The following is a 26469-nucleotide window of genomic DNA, read 5'->3' on the forward strand; positions in this document are numbered from 1 at the left end:
GGAAAAGTGGTGCTGCGCACCGCTCGGTGGCGGGGATCCTGTGCCGGCCCCGCCAATTAACTGGCACCAGCCTATAGTGCGGGCCGCCGGCGTCGTACTCCAGCCCGCCTCCCGCCGTCGTACTTCCCGTTGATTCGGGACAGCCTGCTAGCCGCGTTCTGAACCACGGTCAAGCAGGGGCTGCACGCGGAAGGGAATGAGTTCGCCCATGGCCAGGGCCGTGTCAGTCCTGTCCACGCCTGCGCACGCCAGGATCTTCCCGTTGATCCGGAACAGGTCCTCGGCGTCCAGTGCAACGACCCGGAGCAGCAGGTCCGCCGACCCCGTCAGGCCGTAGCCCTCAAGGATCTCGGGGATGGCTGCAAGTTCCTTCGCCAGCTGGGCGAGCCGCTGCTGCTGGACATGGACGGAGATGAAAGCCATCAGCGGGTAGCCCAGGGCGGCCGGGTTTATCCGCCGCTCGAAGGACAGGAAGACGTGCCTTTTTTCCAGCTGCGCCATGCGCGCCTGCACGGTATTGCGGGACAGGCCAAGCTTCTGGGCCAGCGCCACCACCGTCTTCCGGGGATCCTGGGCCAAGGCCGAGAGCAGGCGGGTGTCGGTGCCATCCAGGGCTTGCATAATGCGCAACGTTAGCACGGTCCCGCGCCGCCCCGCAGAGCATTTTGCTCAATGATCGCGCCGGTGGTTGTACCTCCTGAGCATTGTGAGTAGGGTCACAATATCCGGGGCAAAGACGCCCGGGCGGCCGGCGGCGAGCGGGACCACAAGTCCCAAAACCGCAGGTCAACCACGTGAGAAGATTGCGGGCTATCGTGTCTACAGACCAAACGGGCCAGGGCGGTTCCACCGCCTCCACCAGCGCCCGGTACCCCCATGGACAGGGACGTGACCTGGTCCAGTTGGTCACCCCTTCCGGCGAGCGGGTCAGCCATCCGGAGTTCGACTACTGGGTCAGGGACATCACTGACGAGCAATTGTGTTCCCTTTATGAGGACATGACCGTCATCCGGCGCATCGACGTCGAGGCAACGGCCCTGCAGAGGCAGGGCGAGCTAGGGTTGTGGCCGCCGCTGCTGGGACAGGAGGCGGCGCAGATCGGTTCGGGCCGCGCGCTGCGCAGCGACGACTTCGTCTTCTCCAGCTACCGGGAGAACGGGGTGGCATACTGCCGCGGAGTGGACCTGACGGACCTCGTGCGGGTGTGGCGCGGCAACGCGTCCTCGGGCTGGGATCCCTACACGGTCAACATGGCCACCCCGCAGATCATCATCGGCGCCCAGACCCTGCATGCCACCGGCTACGCCATGGGCATCCAGAACGATGGCGCAGATTCGGTGGCCGTGACCTATTTCGGCGACGGCGCCACCAGCGAAGGCGACGTCAACGAGGCAATGGTGTTTGCCGCAAGCTTCCAGGTGCCCGTGGTGTTCTTCTGCACCAACAACCACTGGGCAATCTCCGAGCCTGTCCGGCTCCAGTCCCACATCCAGCTCGCGGACAGGGCTGCCGGGTTCGGCATCCCCAGCCTGCGCGTGGACGGCAACGACGTCCTGGCGGTCATGGCGGCAACCCGGGTGGCCCTGGACCGGGCACGGCGCGGCGGCGGCCCAACCTTCATCGAGGCGGTCAGCTACCGGATGGGCCCGCACACCACGGCGGATGACCCCACGCGCTACCGCGACGCCAACGAACTCGAGGACTGGGCTGCCAAGGACCCGATCAGCCGGATTGCCGCCCTCTTGGACCGGAAGGGCCTGCTCACCGAAGAACTGCAGCAGCAGGTGAAGGACAAGGCCGACGCCGTGGCGCACGAGATGCGCACGGGATGCACCACCATGCCGGACCCGGAGCCGCTGGACGTCTTCAAGCACGTCTACAGCACACCCAATTCCTGGCTGGACCGGCAGCAGGACCACTACGCCCGCTACCTGGCCTCCTTCGGTGATCCCGCAGGGGCCGTCTCAGAAGAAGGTGCACGCTGATGACCCAGATGACCTTTGCCCGTGCCATCAATGCCGGCCTGCGGAAGTCCCTCGAAAACGACCCCAAAGTGGTTCTCCTGGGCGAGGACATCGGCACCCTCGGCGGCGTGTTCCGGGTTACCGACGGGCTGCAGAAGGACTTCGGGACGCACCGGGTGGTTGACACGCCACTGGCTGAATCGGCCATTGTGGGCACCGCCGTCGGACTGGCCTACCGCGGCTACCGCCCGGTGGTGGAAATCCAGTTCGACGGTTTCGTCTACCCCGCATTCGACCAGATCGTCAGCCAGGTTGCCAAGATCCACTACCGCACCCGCGGGGCCGTGAAGATGCCCATCACCATCAGGATTCCGTTCGGCGGGGGCATCGGCTCACCCGAGCACCACTCCGAATCTCCGGAGGCCTACTTCACCCACACGTCAGGCCTCCGCGTGGTGACCGTTGCCAATCCCCAGGACGCCTACACCGTGATCCAGCAGGCGATCTCCTGCGACGACCCCGTGCTCTACTTTGAACCCAAGCGCCGCTACCACGACAAAGGCGAGGTTGACGAGGCCCTGGACCCTGCCGCCGCGGAGCCCATGGGCCGGGCAAGCGTCCTGGCCACTGGCACCGACGTCACGCTGGTGGCCTACGGCCCGCTGGTCAAGACCGCCCTCGATGCAGCTTCCGCGGCCGCCGACGAAGGGATCTCAATCGAGGTCATCGACCTTCGCTCGCTGGCGCCGGTGGACTATGACACGGTTGTTGCCTCCGTGCGCCGGACCGGGCACCTGGTCATTACCCACGAGGCCGGGCAGTCGGGCGGCCTGGGCGCAGAAGTGGCAGCGAGCATTACCGAGCGGTGCTTCTACTACCTGGAAGCCCCGCCGGTCCGCGTCACCGGGTTCGACATCCCCTACCCCTACTCCAAACTTGAAATGCACCATTTGCCAGGCCTGGACCGAATCCTCGACGGCGTGGACCGTGCCCTTGGCCGGCCGAACTCCCTCAGCGGGCTGGAAGGATGAGCGCCACCATGATCAAGGAATTCCGGCTGCCGGACCTGGGCGAGGGACTCACCGAATCGGAGATCCTCAGCTGGAAAGTGGGAGTGGGCGATACCGTCAGCCTGAACCAGGTGATTGCGGAAGTTGAAACGGCCAAGGCAGTGGTGGAGCTCCCGTCCCCGTTTGCCGGGGTCGTCAAGGAACTGCACGAACAGCCGGGCACCGTCGTGGAGGTGGGCAAGCCTATCGTCTCCTTCGAGGTGGCGGACGACGCCGGGCAGGCACCTTCGGGCGGAGCGCGGGAGGCCGCGCCTGAAGCGCCGAAGCGGGAACCGAACCTGGTGGGCTACGGCGCCGTCCCCGAAAGCACCGGCCGGCCCGCGCGGCGGCCGCGGAACTTCCCGGTGGCAGGGAATGTGGCAACCCGTGTCCAAACCAAACCTGTTGAACCCAAACCTGTTGAACCCAAACCTGTCGAAACAAGCCCTGTCCAAAGCGAACCTGCGGCCGAGCGCCCCCGGTCCACGCCGCCGGTCCGGAAGCTGGCGAAAGACCTCGGGGTGGACCTGGCATCGGTGGCCGGCACCGGTCCGCAGGGGCTGATTACCCGCGAGGACGTGCACCACTTTGTGGAGGGCACGTCCACCGGTGTTGGTGCAGGCGCTGTCACGGGCCAGGAGGCTGCCACTCCGACCGCAGGGCAGGCGTATCCGGGTGGACGGGAATCCCGGACCCCCATCAAGGGCGTCCGGAAGCTCACGGCCGCCGCCATGGTGCAGAGTGCTTTCACTGCACCGCACGCCACGGAATTCCTGACCATCGACGTCACTCCCGCCATGGAGCTGTTGGCCAGGCTCCGGGACGGCAGGGAATTCGCGGGATACAAGCTGACCCCGCTGACCCTGGCGGCGAAGGCACTGCTGATTGCGCTCCGGCGGAATCCGTCGCTCAACTCTCACTGGGATGAGGAAAACCAGGAGATCGTCACTTTCAACTACGTCAACCTCGGCATAGCGGCCGCCACGCCGAGGGGCCTCACGGTGCCCAACATCAAGGACGCGGACTCACTCTCCCTGGCCCGGCTGGCAGAAGCACTGACAGCGCTCGCAGAAACCGCCCGCGCCGGCAAGACCTCGCCGGCGGACCTGTCCGGAGGCACCATCTCCATCACCAATATCGGCGTCTTCGGTATAGACGCCGGCACCCCCATCCTGAACCCGGGGGAAGCGGCGATCCTGGCACTCGGAGCCGTGCGGAAGATGCCCTGGGAGCATCGCGGGGAAGTTGCACTGCGCCAGGTGATGACCCTGAGCCTGTCCTTCGACCACCGGCTGGTGGATGGTGAGCAGGGTTCGCGTTTCCTCGCCGATGTGGGTGCCATCCTGGCCGACCCCGGCATGGTCCTCACGATGGTCTAGGTCACGGACGGCCCTGGCCCGCTTGAGCGTTGCTGCCCGGCACCGCTTATGCGGTCCGGGGCCGTTCGTGGGACGTGGCGTCCACCAGCAGCGCAGCCAGCGCCATGCTCTCGAGCAGCGGACGGGCGGTTCCGGCGGCCACCTTCCGGCCGTGGCTGCGGACCGAGTGCGGGGTGGAGTTGATCAGGCCAAACGTGGCATGGGCCCTCATCCGGAGCTCTGAACCCTCCGTCGCGGGATGGAGCCTGGCGAGGACGTCCACCCAGACCTCCACGTAGCTGCGCTGGAGGATCCGCACCGCCTCCTGGTCCTGTTCGGACAGGCTGCTGAAGTCCCTGTCCTGGACGCGGATGACGTCCGGCTTGCCGAGGGCAAAATCCACCTGGAACTCCACCAGTCCCCGCAGGGCGGCCAGGGGATCGGCATTGTCCGCCACCACCCGGCGCCCGCCGTCGAGCAGTTCCTGGCTGACAGTGACCAGCAGGTCGGCCAGCACCGCCTGCTTGCCCGGAAAGTGGCGGTACACGGCCGGGCCACTGACGCCGGCGGCAGCACCGAGATCCTCCAGGGACACCCGGTTGAAGCCGTGCAGGGCAAAGAGTGACGCGGCAGCGGACAGCAGCGCCTGGCGGCGGTTCTCCTTCGCCCTGCTCCGCTGCGTTGTACTGCCGCGCTGGGTGGTGGCGCTGCGCTGCTGGGTGTTGCCGGGCAGCGCAGTATTGCCGCGCTGGGTTGAACTGCTGCGCTCGCCGGCCGGCGCCGCGTCGGTGCTTCGCACGATTCCTCCTCGGACCCGGAGAGTCTAGCAAGGCAGTCCCTGTGTTGGACATCACAGTTAATCGAGACTAACCTGAATTTCAGTTACTCAGTACTAACCGAGTTGGCTTTTCGCCGGCCGGTCCAAAGATGAACAGGATGCGTCAATGGAGACCCTTGCCACCCGGCTCGATCCTTCCGGCGGGGCCTTCGCGGCAAACCGCGAAGCACAGCTGGAGCTGGCGGAGGACCTGCGGAAAAGGCTGGCGGACGCTGCGCTGGGCGGGCCGGAGAAGTCCCGGCAGCGCCACGTGGCCCGGGGGAAGCTGCTGCCGCGCGAGCGGATCGACCAGCTGCTGGATGAGGGCAGCCCGTTCCTTGAGATTGCCCCGCTGGCCGCCAACGGAATGTACAACGACGAGGCCCCCGGCGCCGGCGTCATCGCCGGCATCGGGCTGGTCCACGGCCGCCACGTGCTGGTGATTTCGAACGACGCAACGGTCAAGGGCGGAACGTACTATCCGCTGACCGTCAAGAAGCACCTGAGGGCCCAGGAGATCGCCCTCGAAAACCGGCTGCCCTGTATCTACCTGGTGGATTCCGGCGGAGCGTTCCTGCCGAAGCAGGACGAGGTCTTTCCGGACAAGGAGCACTTCGGCCGCATCTTCTACAACCAGGCGAGGCTGTCCGCGGCCAAGGTTCCCCAGATCGCCTCGGTCATGGGCTCCTGCACCGCCGGCGGCGCCTACGTGCCGGCCATGAGCGATGAAACGGTGATCGTCCGGAACCAGGGCACCATCTTCCTTGGCGGACCGCCGCTCGTGAAGGCCGCGATCGGCGAGATCGTCACTCCGGAGGAGCTTGGCGGCGGAGAGGTCCACTCAAGGATCTCGGGCGTGACTGACCACCTGGCCGAAAACGACGAACACGCACTGCAGATCATCCGGGACATCGTGTCCACCCTCCCGCCGCCGGCCCCGCCCGCCTGGGAGGTGGAGGCCGCCGTCGAACCATCAGCAGACCCTGACGGGCTGTACGGTGCCGTGCCCACGGACGTCAACGCCCCGTACGACGTCCACGAGGTGATCGCCCGGCTGGTGGACGGCAGCCGGTTCCATGAATTCAAGAGGGAATACGGCACCACCCTGGTGACCGGCTTCGCCCGGCTGAACGGGCACCCGGTGGGCATCGTGGCGAACAACGGCGTGCTCTTCAGCGAGTCGTCCCTCAAGGGCGCACACTTCATCGAGCTCTGCGACCAGCGCGGCATCCCGCTCGTTTTCCTGCAGAACATCTCCGGCTTCATGGTGGGCAAGGACTCTGAACAGGGCGGCATCGCCAAGAACGGGGCCAAGATGGTGACGGCCGTGGCTACTGCCCGGGTGCCCAAACTGACGGTGGTCATCGGCGGTTCCTTCGGCGCCGGCAACTACTCCATGTGCGGCCGCGCCTATTCGCCGAGGTTCCTGTGGATGTGGCCGGCAGCCCGGATCTCGGTGATGGGCGGCAACCAGGCCTCAAGCGTGCTGGCCACCGTAAAGCGTGACCAGTACGAGGCTGCCGGTCAGGAGTGGTCCGCCGAGGACGAAGAGGCCTTCAAGGCGCCCATCCGCCAGCAGTACGAGGACCAGGGCAGCCCGTATTACTCCACCGCCCGCCTCTGGGACGACGGCGTGATTGATCCAGCCGACACCCGCACCGTGCTGGGCCTGGCATTGGACGTCGTGTCCCGCACGCCGCTGCCGGAAACCTCCTTCGGCCTCTTCAGGATGTGAGCCAGCATATGACCACCCCTTCCTTCACCGGCACCGCCACGGCAAGCAGGCCCATGTTCAGCACAGTCCTGGTGGCCAACCGTGGCGAGATCGCCTGCCGCGTGATCCGCACCCTCCGGGCCATGGGCATCCGGTCAGTTGCCGTTTACAGCGATGCCGACGCCGGCGCGCGCCATGTGCGCGAGGCTGACACGGCCGTTCGGATCGGCCCCGCCGCGGCCATGGAGAGCTACCTGAAGATCGAGGCCATCATCGATGCGTGCCGCAAGGCCGGGGCGGAAGCCGTGCATCCGGGCTACGGCTTCCTGAGTGAGAACGCCGACTTCGCCCGCGCCCTGGACCGGGCCGGCATCACCTTCATCGGCCCCGGCATTGATGCGCTGAGAATGATGGGGGACAAGATCCGCTCCAAGAACCACGTGGCCGGTTACGGCGTCCCCGTGGTTCCCGGAGTAGCGGAGCCCGGCATGACGGATGAGCAGCTGGTGCAGGCGGCCGGCGGCGTCGGGTTTCCGCTGCTGATCAAGCCTTCCGCAGGCGGGGGCGGCAAGGGCATGCACGTGGTGGAACGCCCGGCAGACCTCCCCGCGACGCTGGCCACCGCCCGGCGGGTGGCTGCCGGCGCCTTCGGCGACGACACCCTTTTCCTGGAACGGCTGGTATCCACCCCGCGGCACATCGAGGTGCAGGTGCTCGCGGACAACCACGGCAACGTCATCCACCTGGGCGAGCGCGAATGCTCGCTGCAGCGGCGCCACCAAAAGGTCATCGAGGAGGCGCCGTCGCCCTTGCTCGAAGCGCACCCGGACGGCGCCGCCCTTCGCGCCCGCATCGGCGAGGCAGCCTGCAATGCCGCCCGCAGCGTTAACTACAGCGGTGCCGGGACCGTCGAATTCCTCGTCTCGGACGACGCGCCGGACCAGTTCTACTTCATGGAGATGAACACCAGGCTGCAGGTGGAGCATCCCGTCACCGAAATGGTCACCGGCATCGACCTCGTCGAATGGCAGGTGCGGATCGCCGCCGGCAGGGAACTCACCATCCGGCAGGCCGACGTCGAACTTAACGGGCACGCGGTGGAAGCACGCGTCTACGCGGAGGTTCCCGAGAAAAACTTCCTGCCCTCCACCGGGACAGTGCTCCTCCTGGATGAACTGCCCGGGCAGGCGGCCGGCAGGGTGCGGGTGGATTCGTCCCTGGCGGAAGGACTGGAGGTCTCGTCCAGCTACGACCCCATGATCTCCAAGGTGATCGCGTGGGGGGAGGACCGTACAGCTGCCCTGGACACCCTGGACGCGGCGCTCGCGGGGTATACGGCGCTTGGGCTGGACACCAACGTCGAATACCTGAGGCTGCTGATCAACGATGCCGATGTCCGCGCGGGACATCTGGACACGGGGCTGATTGAACGCAAACTGCCGCACCTCGCCTTCCGCCGCGTTGGCGAGGCCGAACTGGTGGCGGCGGCGCTCTTCACCATCCAGGCGGAGGAACAGGACAGCACACCCCTGCCGCCGGGCCCCTGGCAGGCCCGCAACGGATGGCGCCTTGGCACACCGGCGCCGCGCCGCGTCAGCCTGGGAACGTCCGACGGCGGCGTGGCCACCGTGCGTATCAGCGGCAGGAACGCGGCCGGCCCGGTCGGGGACGGGGCTGTCCCCGAAGGCACTGCACTGGTGGCCGTGGACGGCGGGCCGCCCCGTCCGGCACGGCTGGAAATGATTTCCCGCCGACGCGTTGCGCTGACGTTCAACGGGCGTACCACCACGTACGCCGTGGTGCCGGGACCTTCAGCGCTCTTCCTTGGCAGCGAGGGCTGGTCCTGCCGGCTGGAAGTCCTGACGCGTGAGTCGCGGCTGGAGCGAGTACTTGCAGCGATTCAGCGGGAGGAGGGTGCTGCCGACCCTGCGGTGCGCTCACCCATGCCGGGAACCGTGGTGTCCGTTCCGGTCACCGACGGTGCGGACGTCACGGCCGGGCAGGTGCTGGTCTCGGTGGAGGCGATGAAGATGGAGCACCAGCTGCTGGCTCCGCTCGACGGGACAGTGCACCTCAGCGTCCGGCCCGGGGACCTGGTGAAGGCGGACCAGGTCCTGGCGACCGTCCACCCCCGCACCGCAGATACAGCCACAGATGCAGCCTTACTTAATGGCGAAGGAGCCTAGACATGGCAGGTTTTGAACTCAGCGAGGAATACCAGGACCTCAGCGACACCGTCCGGGACTTCGCGGACACCGTGGTGGCACCCGTTTCCGCGAAGCACGACGAGGAGCACAGCTTCCCCTACGAAGTGGTGAAGCAGATGGGCGAGATGGGGCTGTTCGGCCTGCCTTTCCCCGAGGAGTTCGGCGGAATGGGCGGCGACTACTTCGCCCTTGCCCTGGCCCTGGAACAGTTGGGCCGGGTGGACCAGTCCGTGGCAATCACCCTCGAGGCAGGGGTGTCGCTGGGCGCCATGCCCATCTACCGTTTCGGGACGGACGCGCAGAAGCAGGAGTGGCTGCCCATGCTGGCATCCGGCCAGGCGCTGGCAGGTTTCGGCCTGACTGAGCCGGAGGCAGGATCGGACGCGGGGGGCACCAAGACCCACGCCCGGCGCGAGGCTGACGGCGGAAGGACAGAGTGGGTGATCAACGGCAACAAGGAGTTCATCACCAACTCCGGAACGGACATCACGCGCCTGGTCACCGTCACCGCCGTCACCGGCCGGAAGGAACGGGGAGACGGCTCAGTGCAGAAGGAAATTTCCACCATTTTGGTGCCCACCGATACCCCTGGCTTCAAGGCGGAGAAGCCCTACAACAAAGTGGGCTGGAACGCCTCGGACACCCATCCGCTGACCCTGAAGGATGTCCGGGTCCCGGAGGCCAACCTGCTGGGGGTGGAAGGGCGCGGCTACGCCAATTTCCTCTCCATCCTGGATGAGGGCCGCATCGCCATCGCTGCACTCGCCACCGGCGCAGCCCAGGGCTGCGTGGACTTGTCGGTCAAGTACGCCCGGGAGCGCAGCGCCTTCGGGCAAAACATCGGCAAGTACCAGGCCATTTCGTTTAAGATCGCGCGCATGGAAGCCCGCGCCCACACCGCCCGCCTTGCCTACTACGACGCGGCGTTCCGCATGCTTGCCGGCAAGCCGTTCAAGACCCAGGCCGCCATCGCTAAGATGGTCGCAGGCGAGGCAGCCATGGACAACGCGCGGGATGCCACCCAGGTATTCGGCGGCTATGGCTTCATCAACGAGTTCACCGTGGCACGGCACTACCGCGACTCCAAGATCCTTGAAGTGGGGGAGGGCACCACGGAGGTCCAGCTGATGCTGATCGCCCGCGAACTGGGACTGTAGCCGGCCTGAGAGGATCACTGATGATTGACAAGGTTGTTGCCAGCGCTGACGAAGCCGTCGCGGACATACCGGACGGAGCGTCCCTGGCCGTGGGTGGATTCGGCCTCTGCGGTATCCCGGTGACCCTCATCGATGCGCTGCACCGGGCAGGAACGGCGGACCTCGAAACCGTCAGCAACAACTGCGGCGTGGACGACTGGGGCCTGGGCATCCTGCTCCGGGACGGCCGGATCCGCCGCACCATCAGCTCCTATGTGGGCGAAAACAAGGAGTTTGCCCGCCAGTACCTGGCCGGCGAACTGGAGGTGGTGCTCACCCCGCAGGGCACCCTGGCCGAGAAGCTCCGCGCCGGCGGCGCCGGCATCCCGGCGTTCTACACGAAGGCGGGAGTTGGCACGCAGGTGTCCGACGGCGGCCTGCCGCAGAAGTACGACGCCCACGGCGGCATCGCGGTTGCTTCCGCGCCGAAGGAGGTGCGGTCCTTCGGCGGAGTGGACTACGTCCTTGAGGAGTCGCTGACGCCGGACTTCGGGCTGGTCCACGCCTGGAAGGGCGACCGCCACGGAAACCTGGTGTTCCATGCCACCGCAATGAACTTCAACCCGCTCTGCGCCATGGCCGGCAGGATCACCATCGCCGAGGTGGAGGAACTGGTGGAGCCGGGGGAACTGGACCCGGAACACATCCACACTCCGGGAATCTTCGTCCAGCGGGTGGTGCTGGCCGCCAACGCGGAGAAGCGCATCGAAAAACGGACCGTTGCCCTTCCCCGGCCAGGCACTGGAGCGCCCGGAACCGGAACCGGCACCAACCAGCAGGCAGGAGCATAGCCATGGATCCCAACAGCCCCTACGCTCCACGGCCCGAAGGCGTGCGCCCCGAATACCGCCGGGCGGCAGCCCAGCAGCACGACGTCCAGGCAGACGGGACTGCCGCCAAAGGCTGGACCCGCAACGAACTCGCCGCCCGCGTGGCGAAGGAGCTCAGCAACGGCCAGTACGTCAACCTGGGCATCGGCATGCCAACCCTGATCCCCAACTACATTCCCGACGGCGTGGAAGTGGTGCTCCACTCCGAAAACGGGATCCTCGGCGTCGGCCCTTATCCCGCGGAGGATGCCGTTGACCCGGACCTCATCAACGCCGGCAAGGAAACTGTCACGGTCAACAAGGGTGCCGCTTTCTTCGACTCGGCTTCTTCCTTCGGAATGATCCGCGGGGGCCATGTGGACGTGGCTGTCCTGGGCGCCATGGAAGTTGCGGCCAACGGTGACCTGGCCAACTGGATGATCCCGGGCAAGATGGTCAAGGGCATGGGCGGCGCCATGGACCTGGTGTTCGGCGCCAAGAAGGTCATCGTGATGATGGAGCACGTGGACCGCAACGGAAACCCGAAGATTGTCCAGCAGTGCTCCCTGCCCCTGACCGGCAAGGGCTGCGTGGACCGGATCATTACGGACCTGGCGGTCATCGACGTTGTTGCGGACGGGTCCGGGTCCAGGCTGGTGCTGCGCGAACTGGCACCCAACGTCTCGGTGGAGGACGTGGCCGCCGCCACCGGGGCAGACCTGTTCGAAGAAGACCGGGAACTGACCGTATGAGCGGCGGTGACGGCGCCGCGGCGGGACCAACCGGCGGCGAGCCGCAGGTGATTGAGCAGCGCGGGCTGTACTTCGAGGAGCTGCAGGAGGGCGTCACCTACGCCCACCGTCCCGGCCGCACCGTGACGGAGGCCGACAATGTCCTGTTCACCACGCTGACGATGAACACGCAGGCGCTGCACCTGGACGCCGCCTGGAGCGCCGGCCAGCCGTTCGGCCAGCGGCTGGTGAACTCGATGTTCACCCTCGCCACCATGGTGGGGCAGTCCGTCTCGCAGCTGACCCAGGGCACCATCATCGCCCAGCTGGGCCTGGCCGATGTCTCGTTCCCGCATCCGCTCTTCCATGGCGACACCCTCTACACCGAGACGGTGATCAGCGGAAAACGGCTCTCGGGTTCCCGGCCGGGGCAGGGGATCGTCACCATGGAGCACACCGGCCGGAACCAGGACGGGACAGTGGTGGCACTGGCCACCCGAAGCTGCCTGATGTGGACCCGCGAGGCCCATGCCAAGCAGGAGGACCACGGACAGGAGACAATGCAGTCATGACCTTTGTGATGGGCCCCGCCCTGCTCTTCTGCCCTGCCGACCGGCCGGAGCGCTACCAGAAGGCGGCCCGCAGGGCCGACGCCGTCATCCTGGACCTTGAGGATGCGGTGGCTCCCGCCGATAAGCAGCGCGCCCGCGGTGCCATCCTGGCCCAGCTGGGAACCACCGGCGTGGAGCCGGAACTGGAACCCAGCTGCACTATCGTGCGGGTGAATCCGGTGGGCACCGAGGACTTCGAGAAGGACCTTCACTGCCTCGCCCACACCCCTTACCGGACGGTCATGCTTGCCAAGGCGGAAACCGTCCAGCAGCTCGACGCCCTGGAGGGCTATAAGGTGATTGCGCTGTGTGAAACAGCGCTCGGAGTCCTTAACGCCCCCGCCATTGCCGCCGCCCCCAACGTGGTGGGCCTGATGTGGGGGGCAGAGGACCTGCTGGCATCGCTGGGCGGTACGTCCAGCAGGAAGGCCGACGGCGGCTACCGGGCGGTGGCGCTGCACGCCCGTTCCGCCGTGCTGCTGGCCGCGCGCGCCTGCGGCAAGGAGGCGGTGGATGCGGTTTACACGAACATCCCGGACCTTGCCGGGCTGGAGGAGGAGGCGGCCGACGCCGTCGCCTCCGGCTTCAGCTCCAAAGCGTGCATCCATCCGAGCCAGGCAGCCGTGGTCCGGGCCGCCTACGCGCCCTCCGACGCCGAAGTGGCGGCGGCTGAAGCCCTCCTGGAGGCTGCAGAGTCGGCAGGGTCAGGAGTGTTCCAGTACCAGGGAAAGATGATCGACGGGCCCATCCTGAAGCATGCCCAGGAAATCATCCGCCGGGCCCAGGGCATGGGCTAGCTGTTCCGCCTCATCCCGGCCGCCCGTGCGACCGCCGCAATGACAGCGGGGGGATCGGCTCGTACAGCAGCGTCCGCACCCACCGGTTTCCGGTTTCCCGGAACTCCTTGCGGCTTGCGAACCGGTAGTGGTAGCTGCGCACTCGCACCCAACGCGGCGGGGCGCCGTCGAACGGGTCATGGCGGAGGAGCCGCAGCGTCTGCCGGTCCGCCTCCAGGAGCTTGCCCAGGAAGGCGTAGAACCACTCCTCATGGACGGTCCTTAGCGGCAGGAACCACATCAGCCAGTCCAGGCGGAGGTGGTAGGGCGCCCACTGCCGCGGGAGCCTGCCGGGATCGCCGGGCTTGCCCTTGAAGCCGTACTCCCGCCACTCGGAGGAGTCGTCCGGGTCCTCGTCGGAGGTGCCCTCCACCACGATTTCAATCCGCTGCTTGGTGACCGTGCCGAACGCGCCGTAGGTGTTGACCAGCTGCCACCGGTTGAAACTGGCATTCATCAGCTGCCGGCGCGAGAAGAGGTTGCGCAACGGCCAGTAACTGAGCACAACCAGCAGCAGCGTGGCAGCCAGTGTGATGGCCAGCCACCACAGCGGCGTCTCCCGGTCCATGCCCGGCGCTCCGTGCCAGTCCAACGGAATGGCCGGCAGGACGGCGTGGGCAACCGGATCACTCACGGCGGCGAAGGCCAGCACAATGGCAATCCAGTTAAGCCACGCGAAGTTGCCTGTGGCCACCAGCCAGAGCTGGGTGGCAATGACAATGCCTGCCGCGACGCTGGCAACAGGCTGCGGAGCAAACAGGAAGAACGGCACCACCAGCTGGGCGAAGTGGTTGCCCAGCACTTCCACCTTGTGCAGCGGCTTGGGCAGGAGATGCGCCTGCCGGCTGAGCGGACCCGGCATGGGCTGCGTCTCGTGGTGATAGTAGAGGGCAGTCAGGTCACGCCATTCCCGGCCGCCGCGGATCTTGATCATCCCCGCGCCGAACTCCAGCCTGAACACCAGCCACACGATCAGGATCAGGATGGTGCGGGGAGGGTCCGTCTGGTCCGAGCCCAGGAAGGCCACCGTGAAGCCGGCCTCCAGGAGCAGCATCTCCCAACCGAACCCGTAAAAGGTCTGCCCTACGTTCACGATGGACATGTACAGCAGCCACAGGACAAGGAACGCTATCAGCGGAACCCACGGCGGGCCCTGCTGCGGGATGCCGGCCACGAGCAGAGCCGATACCAGCAGCCCTGCGGCGCACACCCAACGCAGCAGCCGGTCCGAGTACCGCCACCGGAACAGGGTAGGCCGGCGCAGGCGGCTGAAGCCGGAAAGGTATTCGGGGACGGGGAGAAGGCCGCGTTCACCCAGCAGCGCCGGGAACTGGTTCAGCGAGGAGAGGAACGCAACGAAATACAGTGCCGCCACGCCTCGCTGCAGCACCTGCCGGGCGAATTCGTATTCCGGCGCATCAAACCAGGAGAGCCAGTCCACGCAGTCCACGTTACGCCCGCTCCCAACAGTGCTGCCACTGGGGCCAAAGGGATGTTGAGGGGCCCCGCTTAAGGCGGCGGCTGTCCGGCAGTGCGGTGCGGGATACTTAAGCAATGCAGCCACGCAGAATCGTCCTCCTCGGATCCACCGGTTCCATCGGCACCCAGGCGATTGACGTCGTCGACGGCGCCCCGCAACTTTTCGAGGTGGTGGCCCTCAGCGCCGGGGGAGGCAACCTGGAGCTCCTCGCGCGCCAGGCGGTGCACACGGGTGCCTCTGTGCTTGGCATAGCCGCCGGGGACCCCGGTCAGCTGGCCTCCTTGGTGGCCGAAGCCGCAGCCGCTGCCGGCAAGCAGGGTTACCGGCCGGAAATCATTGCCGGACCGGACGCGTCCACCCGTATTGCGGGGGTCGAGGCTGACGTGGTCCTGAACGGGATCACCGGTTCTATTGGCCTGGCGCCCACCCTGGCGGCCCTCAAATCCGGTGCCACGCTGGCGCTTGCCAACAAGGAGTCCCTGATTGTGGGCGGTTCGCTGGTGAAGGCCGCTGCCCGCGAAGGCCAGATCGTGCCGGTCGATTCCGAGCACTCGGCGATCGCCCAATGCTTGCGTTCCGGATCTGCGGCGGAAGTGGAAAAACTGATCCTCACCGCGTCCGGCGGTCCCTTCCGCGGCAGGGGCAGGGACAAACTGCACGGGGTAACTCCACAGGAGGCGCTGGCGCATCCCACGTGGGATATGGGTGTCATGGTCACCACCAATTCCGCTACCCTCGTCAACAAGGGCCTGGAAGTCATCGAGGCGCACCTGTTGTTCGATGTTCCCCTGGACCGGATCGATGTGGTGGTGCATCCGCAGTCCGTGGTGCACTCGATGGTGCAGTTCATCGACGGGTCCATCATTGCCCAGGCGTCCCCGCCGGACATGCGCCTCCCCATTGCCCTGGGACTGGGCTGGCCGGACCGGGTGCCCAACGCGGCCGCGGCCTGTGACTGGACGCGGGCCGCTTCGTGGACATTCGAGCCGCTGGATACGGAAGCCTTCCCGGCCGTCGGACTCGCCAAGGACGCCGCGAAGCAGGGCAGCACGTTCCCCGCCGTGTTCAATGCCGCCAACGAGGAAGCCGTGGCGGCCTTCCATGCCGGGCGCATCAGGTTTACCGACATCGTGGCCACCATCGAGTCCGTCCTCAGCGAACATTCAGGCTCCTCCGGGCTGACGGTGGAGTCCGTGCTGGATGCTGAGGACTGGGCACGCGCCCGCGCCCACGAACGTTTAGCAGTCAGCAGTCTCTAGGAAGCAGCAGCACGTCAATGACCCCCGTTCTCCTTTTTGTCCTCGGCGTCGTCTTTGTGGCGATCGGCATCGCTGCCTCCATCGCGCTCCATGAAGTGGGCCACCTGCTGCCTGCGAAGCTCTTCAAGGTCCGCGTCACCAAGTACATGATCGGCTTCGGCCCTACGCTCTGGTCGCGGCGGAAAGGCGAAACCGAGTACGGCGTCAAGGCCATCCCGCTGGGCGGCTACGTCTCCATGATTGGCATGTATCCGCCCAACAAGGAGGACGGTTCGGTCCGGCCCTCCAGCACGGGCATGTTCCAGACCCTGGCCACCGAAGCCCGGTCCGCGGCCCATGAGGAAGTGGGCCCCGGCGATGAGGGCCGGGTGTTCTACCGGCTTCCGGTCTGGAAGAAGATCATCGTGATGCTGGGCGGGCCGGCCATGAACATGGTGCTTGGCGTGCTCCTCACCGCCGTCCTGCTGATGGGCTTTGGCGTCGCCACGGCCACCACCACCATCTCCGACGTCTCCAAATGCCAGGTGGCGGCGGGGGAGACAGTGGATCCCGACTCTGCGGACTGCCGGCTCACCCCCGCCGCGGCGGCCGGCCTCAGGCCCAACGACAGGGTCATCGCCTTCGACGGCAAATCGGTGGCCAGCTGGGACCAGCTGACGGAATGGATCCGGGCTTCCGCGGGGCGCGAGGTAGCCATCACCGTGGAGCGGGACGGCACCCGGGTGTCCGCCACGGTGACTCCGGTGCTGTCGGCGCGCCCCGTCATCGGCACGGACGGACGCCAGGAAACGGACGACGCCGGCAACCTCCGTTACCAGGACGTCGGCTTCCTGGGCATCGGTTCCCGGACTGAACTGGTGGCCCAGCCGGCGTCGTCCGTTCTTCCAGTGGCGGGGGAGAACATCCGCCAGGTGGCAGGGGTGGTCTTCAACCTGCCCGCACGCGTTGTGGGCGTGGCGAAGGCTGCCTTCAGCGAGGAGCCCCGCGACCCCAACGGCCCCATCAGCGTGGTGGGCGTGGGACGGGTGGCCGGTGAAGTGGCCGCCATGGAAGAAATCCCGGTGCAGTCCCGGCTGGCCGCACTGATCGGGCTGCTCGCCGGCCTGAACTTCGCGCTGGCCGTGTTCAACCTGGTACCGCTGCTGCCTTTGGACGGCGGACACGTAGCCGGCGCCCTGTACGAGGGTGCGCGGCGCCGCGTGGCCAAGCTGCTCGGCAAGCCGGACCCGGGCGCCTTCGACATCGCCAAGCTGCTGCCGGTGACCTACGTGGTGGCCGCCCTGCTCATGGGCATGAGCGCGCTCCTCATTTATGCCGACATTGTGAAGCCCGTGAACCTCTTCGGCTGACGCCTGCGGCTCCTCGGGAGAGCAGACCCGGCAGCTGATTTCCAATTATCAGCTAAATATGACTGATATTTAATAATCAGCCGCAGATGGTTGATTCGGAGGAATCAGCTGCCTAAGGTTGGAACATGTTCGTTCTCACCATTGACCAGCGGGGGAGCACCTCGGACGTGGACCGCGTCCCGGACCTGATCGCCGCACTGCAGAGCCGCACCCCGGTTCCGTTTGAGCGCTCAGTGGGTGACGAACTCCAGGGTGTAGTGGAACAGGCTGAAGACGTGGTGGACGTCGCCCTGCATGCACTGCGCAGCGGGTACTGGTACGTGGGCATCGGCATAGGCGCCGTGCACCTCGCTCCGGGTGCCAGCCCGCGGGAAGGGTCCGGAAGCGGCTTCGTGGCGGCGCGCAAGGCAGTGGAACTCGCTAAAAGCGCGGCCGGCCAGGTCCCGTTGTCAGTGGTGTCCGGCACCATGGTCCGTGGGAGGGACATTCGGTCCCCGCAACAGAATGATGCAGCACAGGAAGGCGTCATGGCCTGCTCCAACGCACAGGCAGTGCTTCGGCTGATCGGGCGCCTGGTGCAGCAGCGCACGGAGGCCCAGTGGCGGGTGGTGGACCACCTGCGCGCGCAGGGGGACGGCAGGCACGGCAGCCAGAAGCAGGTGGCCCGGGAACTGGGAATCACCGAGCAGTCGGTGAGCCGTGCCGTGCTGAGGTCCGGCTGGCAGGAAGAATGGGCGGCGAGGCCCGCAGCGGCAATGCTCCTTGACTATGCGCAGTCCCTGATTGCGGGCACCCGGACGGAAGGAAACCAGTGAACGCACTCTGGATCACGGTTGCACTGCTCGTGGCAGGATTCGCCGGCTGGCCCGTGACCGCACTGGTGTTCCGGCTCGCCAAGACCATTGATGACAAGGCAGACGCAGCCAAGGCGGCCGAGGAAGCCGGAGGGGCAGCCGACGATCCGTCCGCGGACGTCACCGTCGACCCTCCGCCTTCCGGCCGGGGCCAAAATGTGGACGATGAGCTGACCGCCGTGGCCAGCGCACCGCCGTCGGCCGGTCCTGGCTCCGGACCGGCGGCTCCCACCCAGCGGATCCTTCGGGGCGGCGCCATCATTGGAGTCCTGGAGCGGCTCGGAGTTTGCCTTGCCATCCTCACCGGCCAGCCGGTGGCCATCGCCTATATCGTGGCCATTAAGGGCCTGGGCAGGTTCGCGGAGTTGAAGGAAACCCCTGTGGCTGCTGAACGGTTCATCATCGGAACGCTGGCGTCCATGCTGTGGGCGGCCGGAACGGCCGCGGCCGTCAAGGTCATCTTCCTGGCGTGACAAAAGGGTCTGCCCGTCCGGTGGCAGGCGGCCCACCGGATGCGTCCGGAGGCCTGCAGGGCGATAGGGTAGCGGTATGACAGTTTTTGCCGTTGAGTACGTTTATGCCGCCGAATCCACTGACGAACGCAATGCCGTTCGGCCCGCGCACCGTGAATGGACCGCCGGCCTGGCCCAGGACGGCGCCATTCTGGCCAGCGGGCCGTACGGTGACGGTGCCGGGGCGCTGCTGATTTTCAAGGCAGCTGATGAAGCCGCCCTCAACTCGATCCTGAAACAGGATCCGTTCGCAGCAGCCGGAGTCATCGCCGGAACCCGCATCACCGAATGGTCGCCAATTACCGGCGTGCTGGCCGGCCTCGCCGCCTAAGCCGCCTCCACTTTTCGAACCTCTAGGAGTCCTCGTGACCTCGGTCAGCCTGGGAATGCCCTCAGCACCGCCACCCGTCCTTGCCCCCCGCCGCAAGACGCGGCAGATCAAAGTCGGTTCCGTGGGGGTCGGCTCGGACTCGCCCATCAGCGTGCAGTCCATGACCACCACGCCCACCACGGACATCAACGCCACCCTCCAGCAGATCGCGGAACTGACGGCGTCGGGCTGCGACATCGTGCGCGTTGCCTGCCCGTCCGCCGACGACGCCGAGGCGCTGCCCATCATCGCCCGGAAGTCCCAGATTCCCGTCATCGCGGACATTCACTTCCAGCCCAAGTACGTCTTCGCGGCGATCGAGGCCGGCTGCGCGGCGGTGCGGGTCAACCCCGGCAACATCCGCAAGTTCGATGACCAGGTCAAGGAGATCGCAGCGGCTGCCCGCGATCACGGGACGTCCATCCGCATCGGCGTGAACGCCGGCTCCCTGGAGCCCGGAATCCTGAAGAAGTATGGAAAGGCCACCCCGGAGGCGCTCGTGGAGTCTGCCGTCTGGGAAGCATCTCTCTTCGAGGAGCACGGTTTCCACGACTTCAAGATTTCCGTGAAGCACAACGACCCCGTCATTATGGTGGCCGCGTACGAGATGCTGGCGGAAAAGGGCGACTGGCCGCTGCACCTCGGCGTCACCGAGGCAGGCCCGGCATTCCAGGGAACCATCAAGTCGGCCACGGCCTTCGGGGCGCTTCTGTCCCGGGGCATCGGCGACACCATCCGGGTTTCCCTCTCCGCTCCGCCGGTGGAGGAAATCAAAGTGGGAAACCAGATCCTCCAGTCCCTCAACCTGCGTCCGCGCAAGCTGGAAATCGTCTCCTGCCCCTCCTGCGGCCGCGCCCAGGTGGACGTCTACACGCTGGCCGAGCAGGTTACGGCCGGGCTTGAAGGAATGGAGATTCCACTGCGCGTGGCGGTCATGGGCTGCGTGGTCAACGGCCCGGGCGAAGCCCGCGAAGCAGATCTTGGCGTTGCCTCGGGCAACGGCAAGGGCCAGATCTTTGTGAAGGGCGAGGTCATCAAGACTGTCCCTGAGAGCCAGATTGTTGAGACACTGATCGAAGAGGCCATGCGTATCGCGGAAGAGATGGGGGAGGCCGATGGCGAAGATGCTGTCAAGGGTAGCCCCGTGGTTAGCGTCTCGTAAGGACGTCCCCGCCCCGCCGGGGATTTCCGTCCGTACCCTGGACCGGGAGGACACTGCAGCGCTGAGGCTACTGGCGCAGCGTGATCCGGTCACGAACGTGTTCATCCTGGCGCACTTGCGTGCCGCCGGTTCCGCCGCAGCCACCAGCGGCGGAGCCGGGGTCCTCGGCGTGTTCGACGACGGCGTCCTGGCGGGTGCCTGCTGGGCAGGGGCCAACCTGGTTCCCGTGCAGCTGGACCCGGACCTGGCCGGAGTGGTGGCTGCGGCGGCCAGCGCATCCGGACGCCGCTACGCCTCCGCCTTCGGCCCCGCCAGTTCCGTACTGGCCCTTCACGCAGAATTGGTGGAGTTGGGGCACCGGGCCCACGAGGTGCGCCCGGACCAGCCTTTGATGACCATCGGCGGGCCCCCGTCCGTTGAGCCGAACCCGGGGCTGGGGCTGGGAAACCTAGCGGATTTCGACCGCATCCTGCCGGCGTGCGCCGCGATGTTCGAGGAAGAAGTGGGATATTCCCCTTTCCTGGGCGGCAGGGAGTTCTACAGCCGCCGGGTGGAAAGCCTGATTCGGCAAGGGCACTCCCTCGTGCACCTGAACGACGCCGGCGAAGTGGTGTTCAAGGCCGAACTCGGGGCCGTCACCTCTGACGTAACGCAGATCCAGGGCGTCTGGATGAACCCCCTCTACCGCGGCCAGGGGCTGAGCCCCGGGTATATGGCGGCAGTGGTGGAGCAGGCACAAAGGGTGGCGCCCACCACAAGCCTTTACGTCAACGGCTTCAACACCCGCGCACGGGCCACCTACGAGCGGGTCGGTTTCCAGCAGGTGGGGACCTTCGCCACCGTTCTCTTCTAGGACTGCGTCCCCTTCCTGCCGTCCAGGTCTCCCGTCAGGTAGCGCTGCACATTGGGTGCGACCAGCCGGACCACGTCCTCGGGTGCCGCGGACGCCAGCGGCTCCAGCCGGACCACGTAGCGGACCATCATCAATCCCACCATCTGCGTCGCCACCAGGCCGCCGCGAAGCGCCACGTCCTCCTTCGGCCCGGGCACGCCCGCCATGATGCGGCTGATGATGGCCCGGGTGGCGGTCTCCCGGAGGAGGGCGGTCTTCGCCTTCGATCCAATGGTCCCGCGCAAGAATGCCACCAGTCCTGGCTGGGCAGGGCTCTCCCACAGGCGCAGCACTGCGCGGACGATGAGCTCGGCCCGCTCGCCGGGGGGAGAATCCTCCACGCCGGCCAACACCTCCCCGGGATCCGCCGGAAGCTCCACGCTGAGGGCGAAGAGCTCGTCTTTCCCGTTGAAGAAATGGTGGATCATGGCCGGATCCACCCCGGCCGACCGCGCCACCTGCCGCAGGCTGGTGCCCTCAAAGCCGTGCTCGGCGAAAAGCCGCCGGGCCGCCTCGAGGATGTGGCCCCGCGATGCGTTTGTCCCGCCCCGGCGTCCCCGCCGCACAGTCGGGGGCTGTCCGCCCGGTGCGCTCACGGGCTCTGCCTGCGCAGGGTGAGGGAGGCCAGCACCAGGACTCCCACAACAATCGCCACCATGATCCCGGCGTCCTGCCATAGCTGTTCCGTGGCTTCCGTGTTGGCAGCTATCTCCTGCAGGGCGTCCACGGAGAATGTCAGGGGAAGGACGTTGGAGATCGCTTCAAGGACATCGTTCATGCGGTCCCGGGCCACGAACAGTCCGCACAGCAGGATCTGCGGCACCACCACCACGGGCATAAACTGCACCGCCTGGAACTCGGTCCTGGCGAAAGCTGAACACAGCAGTCCCAGGGCCACCCCCAGGACCGCGTTGATCACGGCGATCAGGACCACGAAGCCGGGCGGCCCCTGGATATCAAGATCGAAGATCCAGTAGGCAACGGCGGTGGCCACCAGCGACTGCAGGGCGGCCATGATCGAAAACGCCAGGCCGTAGCCAAAGAGGAGGTCGGCTTTGTGCACGGGTGTGGTGAGCAGCCGTTCCAGGGTTCCGGAGGTGCGCTCGCGCAGCATGGTGATGGACGTGACCAGGAACATCACCACGAAGGGGAAGATGGCCAGCATCATCAGGCCTACCCGGTCGAAGGTCCGGGAGGCTCCCGGAGGCAGCGTCTCGTTCTCGTACAGGAAGTAGACCGCAGTGAGCAGCAGCGCGGGCACCACCAGGATCATCGCGATGCTCCGGTGGTCGTGGCGGAGTTGGTCCAGCACCCGGTGCGTCGTGGCGAGCATCATTCGGACGTCCATCACCGCACGCTCCTGGTCCGTGCCTTGGGTTCCCGGGTGCCGGCAGCCGCTGCCCCCGGCGTCTCCGGCGCCGTCGTCGCAGTCGCCGTCGTCTCCTGGATGATGTGGAGGAACGCCTTCTCAAGGTCGCTGCTGTGTCCGCGCCGGCTGAGTTCCCCGGGCGTCAGCCGGGCGAGCAGCCTGCCCCCACGGAGGAGCAGCAAGTCGTCACACCGGCTGGCTTCCTCCATCACGTGGCTGGACACGAGGAGGGTTGTCCCAGCCTCTGCCATGGCCTGGAACCGGCTCCAGAGGTCCGCCCTCAGTACCGGGTCCAGTCCTACGGTCGGTTCGTCCAGCACCAGGAGCGGGGGATGCGCCACCAGTGCGCAGGCGAGGGAGGCGCGGCTGAGTTCGCCGCCGGACAGGTCCGCCGTCTTCTGCCGGGCCTGCCGTTCAAGCCCGACGGCGGCAATCGCCTCCGCCGCCTCAAGCTTCGTTTTCCGGTGCATGGCTCCGAAGTAGCGGACATTCGCTTCCACAGTCAGGTCCGGGTACAGACTCGGCGACTGGGTCACATAGCCCACCCGATGGCGCAGGGCAGCGCTGCCGGCGGGCAGGCCCAGGACCTGAACCGTTCCGGACGCAAGCCGCTGGACTCCGACGATGGCCCGCATGAGGGTCGTCTTTCCGCTGCCCGAGGGTCCCAGCAGTCCGGTGATCCTGCCGGCCGGGATGGTGAAGTCCAGCCCGCGAAGCACAGGGACCTTGCCTCGCGTGACATTCAGGCCGGCGGCGACAATGGCGTCCCCGCCCGTTCGGCCCTGAACTTCCGGTGTCGCTGCCGCATGGGACATGATCGCCCTCCGTTGCCAGGAGCAGGGCTGCCGGCGCCTGGTGGCGCCGTAATTCATCGCCTGATGAATTAAAGCTAGGGCGCCGGAAAGGCCCGGTCAACAGCAAGAAATGAGAAACACTTGTCAATGTGCCTCCCATCACATAGGTTCGATCTAGCTGCGCTGGAGTGGCGTGGGCGGTCTCACCAGTCCTCACCAGTACTTAGGCGATAACGGCGTCGAGCCACGCCCGGATGCGATGACCAGCCTCATGGGGGGCCAGGGGCTTTGCATCTCCGGGCGTGGCTCAACTGCGTTCCGGGAAAGCGCCGGGCGGCTGTAGCGCTGCCGGGCGGCCGGTGCCCGCACCGGCTGCGCTGCGTACCCGTCAGCGGGGAGTGGCCCTGCCAGCCGGTAGATTAGTACCAGACGAAATCCCGGCCCTGCTCTCCAGCACTCCCCAGAAACGGATACCCACCCGTGGTTACAAGACTGTCCCAGCTATTCCTGCGCACCCTCCGCGAAGATCCCGTCGACGCCGAGGTGGCCAGCCACCGGCTCCTGGTCCGCGCAGGCTACATCCGCCGTGCCGCTCCCGGCATCTACACCTGGCTGCCGCTGGGACTGAGCGTCCTGCGCAAGGTGGAAGCCGTCATCCGCGAGGAGATGGCCAGGATCGGGGCGCAGGAAGTCCACTTTCCGGCCCTCCTGCCCCGTGAGCCCTACGAGGCCACCAACCGCTGGACCGAATACGGCGAGGGCCTGTTCCGGCTCCAGGACCGCAAGGGCGCCGATTACCTGCTGGCCCCCACGCACGAGGAAATGTTCACGCTGCTGGTCAAGGACCTGTACTCCTCCTACAAGGACCTGCCGCTGAGCCTCTACCAGATCCAGAACAAGTACCGCGACGAGGCGCGTCCCCGTGCGGGCCTCCTGCGCGGCCGCGAGTTCATCATGAAGGACTCCTACTCCTTCGACGTGGATGACGCCGGCCTGGACGCAAGCTACGCCGCCCACCGCGGCGCCTACCTGCGCATCTTCGAGCGCCTCGGGCTGGAGGTCATCCCGGTGACCGCGACGGCCGGTGCCATGGGCGGCTCCAAGAGCGAAGAGTTCCTGCACCCCACCGACATCGGCGAGGACACCTTCGTGCGGTCCGCCGGCGGCTACGCAGCCAACGTTGAGGCCGTGACCACCGTGGCTCCGGCGGAGATCGACTTCACCGATGCTCCTGCCGCCGAGGTGCTCGACACCCCGGACACCCCCACCATCGACACCCTGGTGGCAGCCTCCAATACACTCGCCCCGCGCAGCGAGGCCGGCGGCGGTGCCTGGACCGCCGCCGACACGCTGAAGAACGTCGTGCTCGCCGTTACCCTGCCCACCGGGGAGCGCCAGCTGGTGGTCATCGGGGTGCCGGGCGACCGCGCCGTGGACCTGAAGCGCGTCGAAGCGAACATCGGATCCTTCCTGCCCATCGGCGGGGAGATCGGCCTGGAAGCGGCCAACGACGACGACCTCAAGAAACAGCCGCTCATCGTCAAGGGCTACCTCGGCCCCGGCCTGTCCTTGGAGGAGCCCCTGCTGGGAGCCGAAAGTGCAACGAAGCTTCTGTACCTGGTGGACCCCCGCGTGGTCCGCGGCACTTCCTGGATTACGGGCGCCAATGAGGCCGGCAGGCACGTGTACGGCCTGGTGGCCGGACGCGACTTCACCTGGGACGGCGTCATCGAGTGCACCGAAGTGCGCGAAGGTGATCCCGCCCCGGACGGCTCCGGCCCGCTGGAGACCGCCCGCGGCATCGAGATGGGGCACATCTTCCAGCTCGGCCGCAAGTACGCAGAAGCGCTGGAGCTGAAGGTCCTGGACCAGAACGGCAAGCAGGTCACCGTGACCATGGGCTCCTATGGCGTCGGCGTCACCCGGGCCGTTGCAGCGCTGGCCGAGGCCAACCACGACGCACGGGGACTCGTCTGGCCGCGTGCCGTTGCCCCTGCCGATGTCCATGTGGTCGCCGTGGGCAAGGGCGAGGAGATCTTCGCCACCGCCGAGCGGCTGGCGGCCGACCTTGAGGCAGCAGGCCTGGATGTCCTGCTCGACGACCGGCCGAAGGTTTCGCCCGGGGTCAAGTTCGGCGATGCCGAACTGTTGGGCGTTCCCACCATCCTGGCCGTTGGCCGCGGCCTGGTGGATGGTGTGGTCGAGATCAAGGACCGCCGCAGCGGTGACGCCGAAAACGTGGCAGTGGACAAGGCGGTTGACTACGTAGTCAACGCTGTCCGCACCAGCTGACCCGGCAGTGGAGTTCGGACTCGAATCGCTCGGGCTGACAACACTCCTCTTAATCGTGCTTGCCGGTTTTGCCGCCGGCTGGGTGGATGCAGTGGTAGGCGGGGGCGGGCTGATCCAGCTCCCCGCCCTGCTGCTGGTCCCGGGGATCACCCCCGTCCAAGCGCTGGCGACGAACAAGATGGGGTCCATCTTCGGCACAGCCACCAGTGCTGCCACCTACTATCGGCGCGTAGGACCGGACCTTAGGACGGCGCTGCCGATGGCCGCGATCGCCCTGGCGGGCAGCTTTGGCGGCGCCGTGCTGGCAGCGACGCTGCCCGCCACTGTCTTCAAGCCCATCATCGTCACGGCGCTGGTCGCCGTCGCCCTTTTCACAGCACTGAAGCCGGACGTTGGCGGCATCACCGCCCTGCGGCATGATGGCCGCAAGCACTACGTGGTTGCCTGCCTGATCGGGGCCGTCATTGGTTTCTACGACGGCCTCATCGGTCCGGGGACAGGCTCCTTCCTGGTCATCGCGCTGGTCTCGGCGATGGGGTATGCCTTCCTGGAAGCCAGCGCCAAAGCCAAGATCGTCAACATGGCCACCAATGCGGGCGCACTGCTGTTCTTCCTGCCCCACGGCTCCCTCCTGTGGGGCCTGGGCCTGCTGCTGGGGGCGGCCAATATGGCGGGCGGATACCTCGGAGCCAGGACAGCAGTCAAACAGGGAAGCCGCTTTGTCCGCGTGGTCTTCCTTGTGGTGGTGTCGGCCCTCATCATCAAGCTCGGCTACGACGCCTGGCAGGAAAACTTCGCCTAATACCGCCCCGGAAAAGCAGGCTCGGAGGCCCGGCCGGCGGAG

General features: G+C 66.8%; 25 protein-coding genes. 19 read left to right on the plus strand and 6 right to left on the minus strand.

What is annotated here, in order from left to right:
* Positions 1-147: 147 nt before the first annotated feature.
* Positions 148-621, minus strand: a complete 474-nt coding sequence (locus ACQ3DC_RS16945; protein WP_157238619.1) for an Lrp/AsnC family transcriptional regulator — start codon at positions 619-621, stop codon at positions 148-150.
* Between the two features lie 194 nt (positions 622-815).
* Between ACQ3DC_RS16945 and pdhA the strand changes: the two genes are divergently transcribed.
* The 3 genes from pdhA to ACQ3DC_RS16960 are packed head-to-tail and all read left to right on the plus strand — an operon-like array spanning position 816 to position 4392.
* Complete coding sequence (gene pdhA, locus ACQ3DC_RS16950; protein ID WP_321215828.1) at positions 816-1985, plus strand: pyruvate dehydrogenase (acetyl-transferring) E1 component subunit alpha; 1170 nt, start codon at positions 816-818, stop codon at positions 1983-1985.
* Positions 1985-2995, plus strand: coding sequence for an alpha-ketoacid dehydrogenase subunit beta (locus ACQ3DC_RS16955; RefSeq protein ID WP_157238618.1), 1011 nt, complete (start codon positions 1985-1987; stop codon positions 2993-2995). Before pdhA ends, ACQ3DC_RS16955 begins: the two co-directional genes overlap by 1 nt.
* Positions 2996-3003: 8 nt before the next feature.
* Positions 3004-4392, plus strand: coding sequence for a dihydrolipoamide acetyltransferase family protein (locus tag ACQ3DC_RS16960; protein ID WP_430752793.1), 1389 nt, complete (start codon positions 3004-3006; stop codon positions 4390-4392).
* Positions 4393-4438: 46 nt separating this feature from the next.
* Here ACQ3DC_RS16960 and ACQ3DC_RS16965 read toward each other — a convergent pair whose 3' ends face one another.
* Entirely contained in the window at positions 4439-5104 is a 666-nt protein-coding gene (locus ACQ3DC_RS16965; protein ID WP_430752815.1) for an SACE_7040 family transcriptional regulator, read from the minus strand.
* Between the two features lie 211 nt (positions 5105-5315).
* On the opposite strand from ACQ3DC_RS16965, the gene ACQ3DC_RS16970 reads away from it, so the two are divergent.
* From ACQ3DC_RS16970 to ACQ3DC_RS17000, 7 genes are read left to right on the plus strand one after another with little or no spacing between them, the layout of a single operon-like run.
* A complete protein-coding gene (locus ACQ3DC_RS16970; RefSeq protein WP_430752794.1) occupies positions 5316-6923 on the plus strand; it encodes a carboxyl transferase domain-containing protein in 1608 nt (535 codons plus the stop codon).
* A gap of 8 nt (positions 6924-6931) precedes the next feature.
* On the plus strand, positions 6932-9088 hold the full coding sequence (locus ACQ3DC_RS16975; protein ID WP_430752795.1) for an acetyl/propionyl/methylcrotonyl-CoA carboxylase subunit alpha: 2157 nt from the start codon (positions 6932-6934) through the stop codon (positions 9086-9088).
* Between the two features lie 2 nt (positions 9089-9090).
* The gene (locus tag ACQ3DC_RS16980) at positions 9091-10266 is read left to right on the plus strand and encodes an acyl-CoA dehydrogenase family protein (protein WP_157238614.1); all 1176 of its coding nucleotides are present in this window, start codon (positions 9091-9093) and stop codon (positions 10264-10266) included.
* A gap of 20 nt (positions 10267-10286) precedes the next feature.
* A complete protein-coding gene (locus ACQ3DC_RS16985; protein ID WP_323057629.1) occupies positions 10287-11096 on the plus strand; it encodes a CoA transferase subunit A in 810 nt (269 codons plus the stop codon).
* Between the two features lie 2 nt (positions 11097-11098).
* Complete coding sequence (locus tag ACQ3DC_RS16990; protein ID WP_430752796.1) at positions 11099-11866, plus strand: CoA transferase subunit B; 768 nt, start codon at positions 11099-11101, stop codon at positions 11864-11866.
* Complete coding sequence (locus tag ACQ3DC_RS16995; protein WP_321215835.1) at positions 11863-12417, plus strand: MaoC family dehydratase; 555 nt, start codon at positions 11863-11865, stop codon at positions 12415-12417. The genes ACQ3DC_RS16990 and ACQ3DC_RS16995 overlap by 4 nt, the downstream gene beginning before the upstream one ends.
* Positions 12414-13253: an HpcH/HpaI aldolase/citrate lyase family protein gene (locus tag ACQ3DC_RS17000; RefSeq protein WP_157238610.1), complete on the plus strand. Its 840-nt coding sequence runs from the start codon at positions 12414-12416 to the stop codon at positions 13251-13253. Before ACQ3DC_RS16995 ends, ACQ3DC_RS17000 begins: the two co-directional genes overlap by 4 nt.
* A 10-nt stretch (positions 13254-13263) precedes the next feature.
* Here ACQ3DC_RS17000 and ACQ3DC_RS17005 read toward each other — a convergent pair whose 3' ends face one another.
* Positions 13264-14733, minus strand: a complete 1470-nt coding sequence (locus ACQ3DC_RS17005; RefSeq protein ID WP_430752797.1) for a lipase maturation factor family protein — start codon at positions 14731-14733, stop codon at positions 13264-13266.
* Between the two features lie 113 nt (positions 14734-14846).
* On the opposite strand from ACQ3DC_RS17005, the gene dxr reads away from it, so the two are divergent.
* The 7 genes from dxr (at position 14847) to ACQ3DC_RS17040 (ending at position 21131) form a co-directional block, all read left to right on the plus strand.
* The gene (gene dxr, locus ACQ3DC_RS17010) at positions 14847-16031 is read left to right on the plus strand and encodes a 1-deoxy-D-xylulose-5-phosphate reductoisomerase (RefSeq protein WP_430752798.1); all 1185 of its coding nucleotides are present in this window, start codon (positions 14847-14849) and stop codon (positions 16029-16031) included.
* A gap of 17 nt (positions 16032-16048) precedes the next feature.
* Positions 16049-17380 (plus strand): M50 family metallopeptidase, encoded by a 1332-nt coding sequence (locus ACQ3DC_RS17015; RefSeq protein WP_430752799.1) that lies wholly within the window; start codon positions 16049-16051, stop codon positions 17378-17380.
* A gap of 125 nt (positions 17381-17505) precedes the next feature.
* The gene (locus ACQ3DC_RS17020) at positions 17506-18195 is read left to right on the plus strand and encodes a MarR family transcriptional regulator (protein ID WP_157238607.1); all 690 of its coding nucleotides are present in this window, start codon (positions 17506-17508) and stop codon (positions 18193-18195) included.
* Positions 18192-18707: a hypothetical protein gene (locus ACQ3DC_RS17025; protein WP_323057622.1), complete on the plus strand. Its 516-nt coding sequence runs from the start codon at positions 18192-18194 to the stop codon at positions 18705-18707. Before ACQ3DC_RS17020 ends, ACQ3DC_RS17025 begins: the two co-directional genes overlap by 4 nt.
* 76 nt (positions 18708-18783) lie before the next feature.
* Positions 18784-19077 carry a YciI family protein gene (locus ACQ3DC_RS17030; protein WP_157238606.1) on the plus strand — a complete coding sequence of 98 codons (294 nt, stop codon included), beginning with the start codon at positions 18784-18786 and terminating at the stop codon, positions 19075-19077.
* 34 nt (positions 19078-19111) lie between these two features.
* Complete coding sequence (ispG, locus tag ACQ3DC_RS17035) at positions 19112-20278, plus strand: flavodoxin-dependent (E)-4-hydroxy-3-methylbut-2-enyl-diphosphate synthase (protein WP_013600504.1); 1167 nt, start codon at positions 19112-19114, stop codon at positions 20276-20278.
* Positions 20241-21131 carry a DUF4081 domain-containing GNAT family N-acetyltransferase gene (locus tag ACQ3DC_RS17040; protein ID WP_157242576.1) on the plus strand — a complete coding sequence of 297 codons (891 nt, stop codon included), beginning with the start codon at positions 20241-20243 and terminating at the stop codon, positions 21129-21131. The genes ispG and ACQ3DC_RS17040 overlap by 38 nt, the downstream gene beginning before the upstream one ends.
* Here the strand turns inward: ACQ3DC_RS17040 and ACQ3DC_RS17045 are convergent.
* The 3 genes from ACQ3DC_RS17045 to ACQ3DC_RS17055 are packed head-to-tail and all read right to left on the minus strand — an operon-like array spanning position 21128 to position 23354.
* Complete coding sequence (locus tag ACQ3DC_RS17045; protein WP_430752800.1) at positions 21128-21766, minus strand: TetR family transcriptional regulator; 639 nt, start codon at positions 21764-21766, stop codon at positions 21128-21130. The two genes, ACQ3DC_RS17040 and ACQ3DC_RS17045, sit on opposite strands and share 4 nt — an antisense overlap.
* Positions 21763-22506: an ABC transporter permease gene (locus tag ACQ3DC_RS17050; RefSeq protein WP_430752816.1), complete on the minus strand. Its 744-nt coding sequence runs from the start codon at positions 22504-22506 to the stop codon at positions 21763-21765. The genes ACQ3DC_RS17045 and ACQ3DC_RS17050 overlap by 4 nt, the downstream gene beginning before the upstream one ends.
* A gap of 11 nt (positions 22507-22517) precedes the next feature.
* Positions 22518-23354: an ABC transporter ATP-binding protein gene (locus tag ACQ3DC_RS17055; RefSeq protein WP_430752801.1), complete on the minus strand. Its 837-nt coding sequence runs from the start codon at positions 23352-23354 to the stop codon at positions 22518-22520.
* 459 nt (positions 23355-23813) lie between these two features.
* Between ACQ3DC_RS17055 and ACQ3DC_RS17060 the strand changes: the two genes are divergently transcribed.
* Positions 23814-25625, plus strand: coding sequence for a proline--tRNA ligase (locus tag ACQ3DC_RS17060; RefSeq protein ID WP_323057619.1), 1812 nt, complete (start codon positions 23814-23816; stop codon positions 25623-25625).
* Between the two features lie 7 nt (positions 25626-25632).
* A complete protein-coding gene (locus tag ACQ3DC_RS17065; RefSeq protein ID WP_321215844.1) occupies positions 25633-26427 on the plus strand; it encodes a sulfite exporter TauE/SafE family protein in 795 nt (264 codons plus the stop codon).
* Positions 26428-26469: the final 42 nt, after the last annotated feature.

Origin of the sequence: Paenarthrobacter sp. NEAU-H11, assembly GCF_050573415.1 — a bacterium.
Classification (GTDB): domain Bacteria; phylum Actinomycetota; class Actinomycetes; order Actinomycetales; family Micrococcaceae; genus Arthrobacter.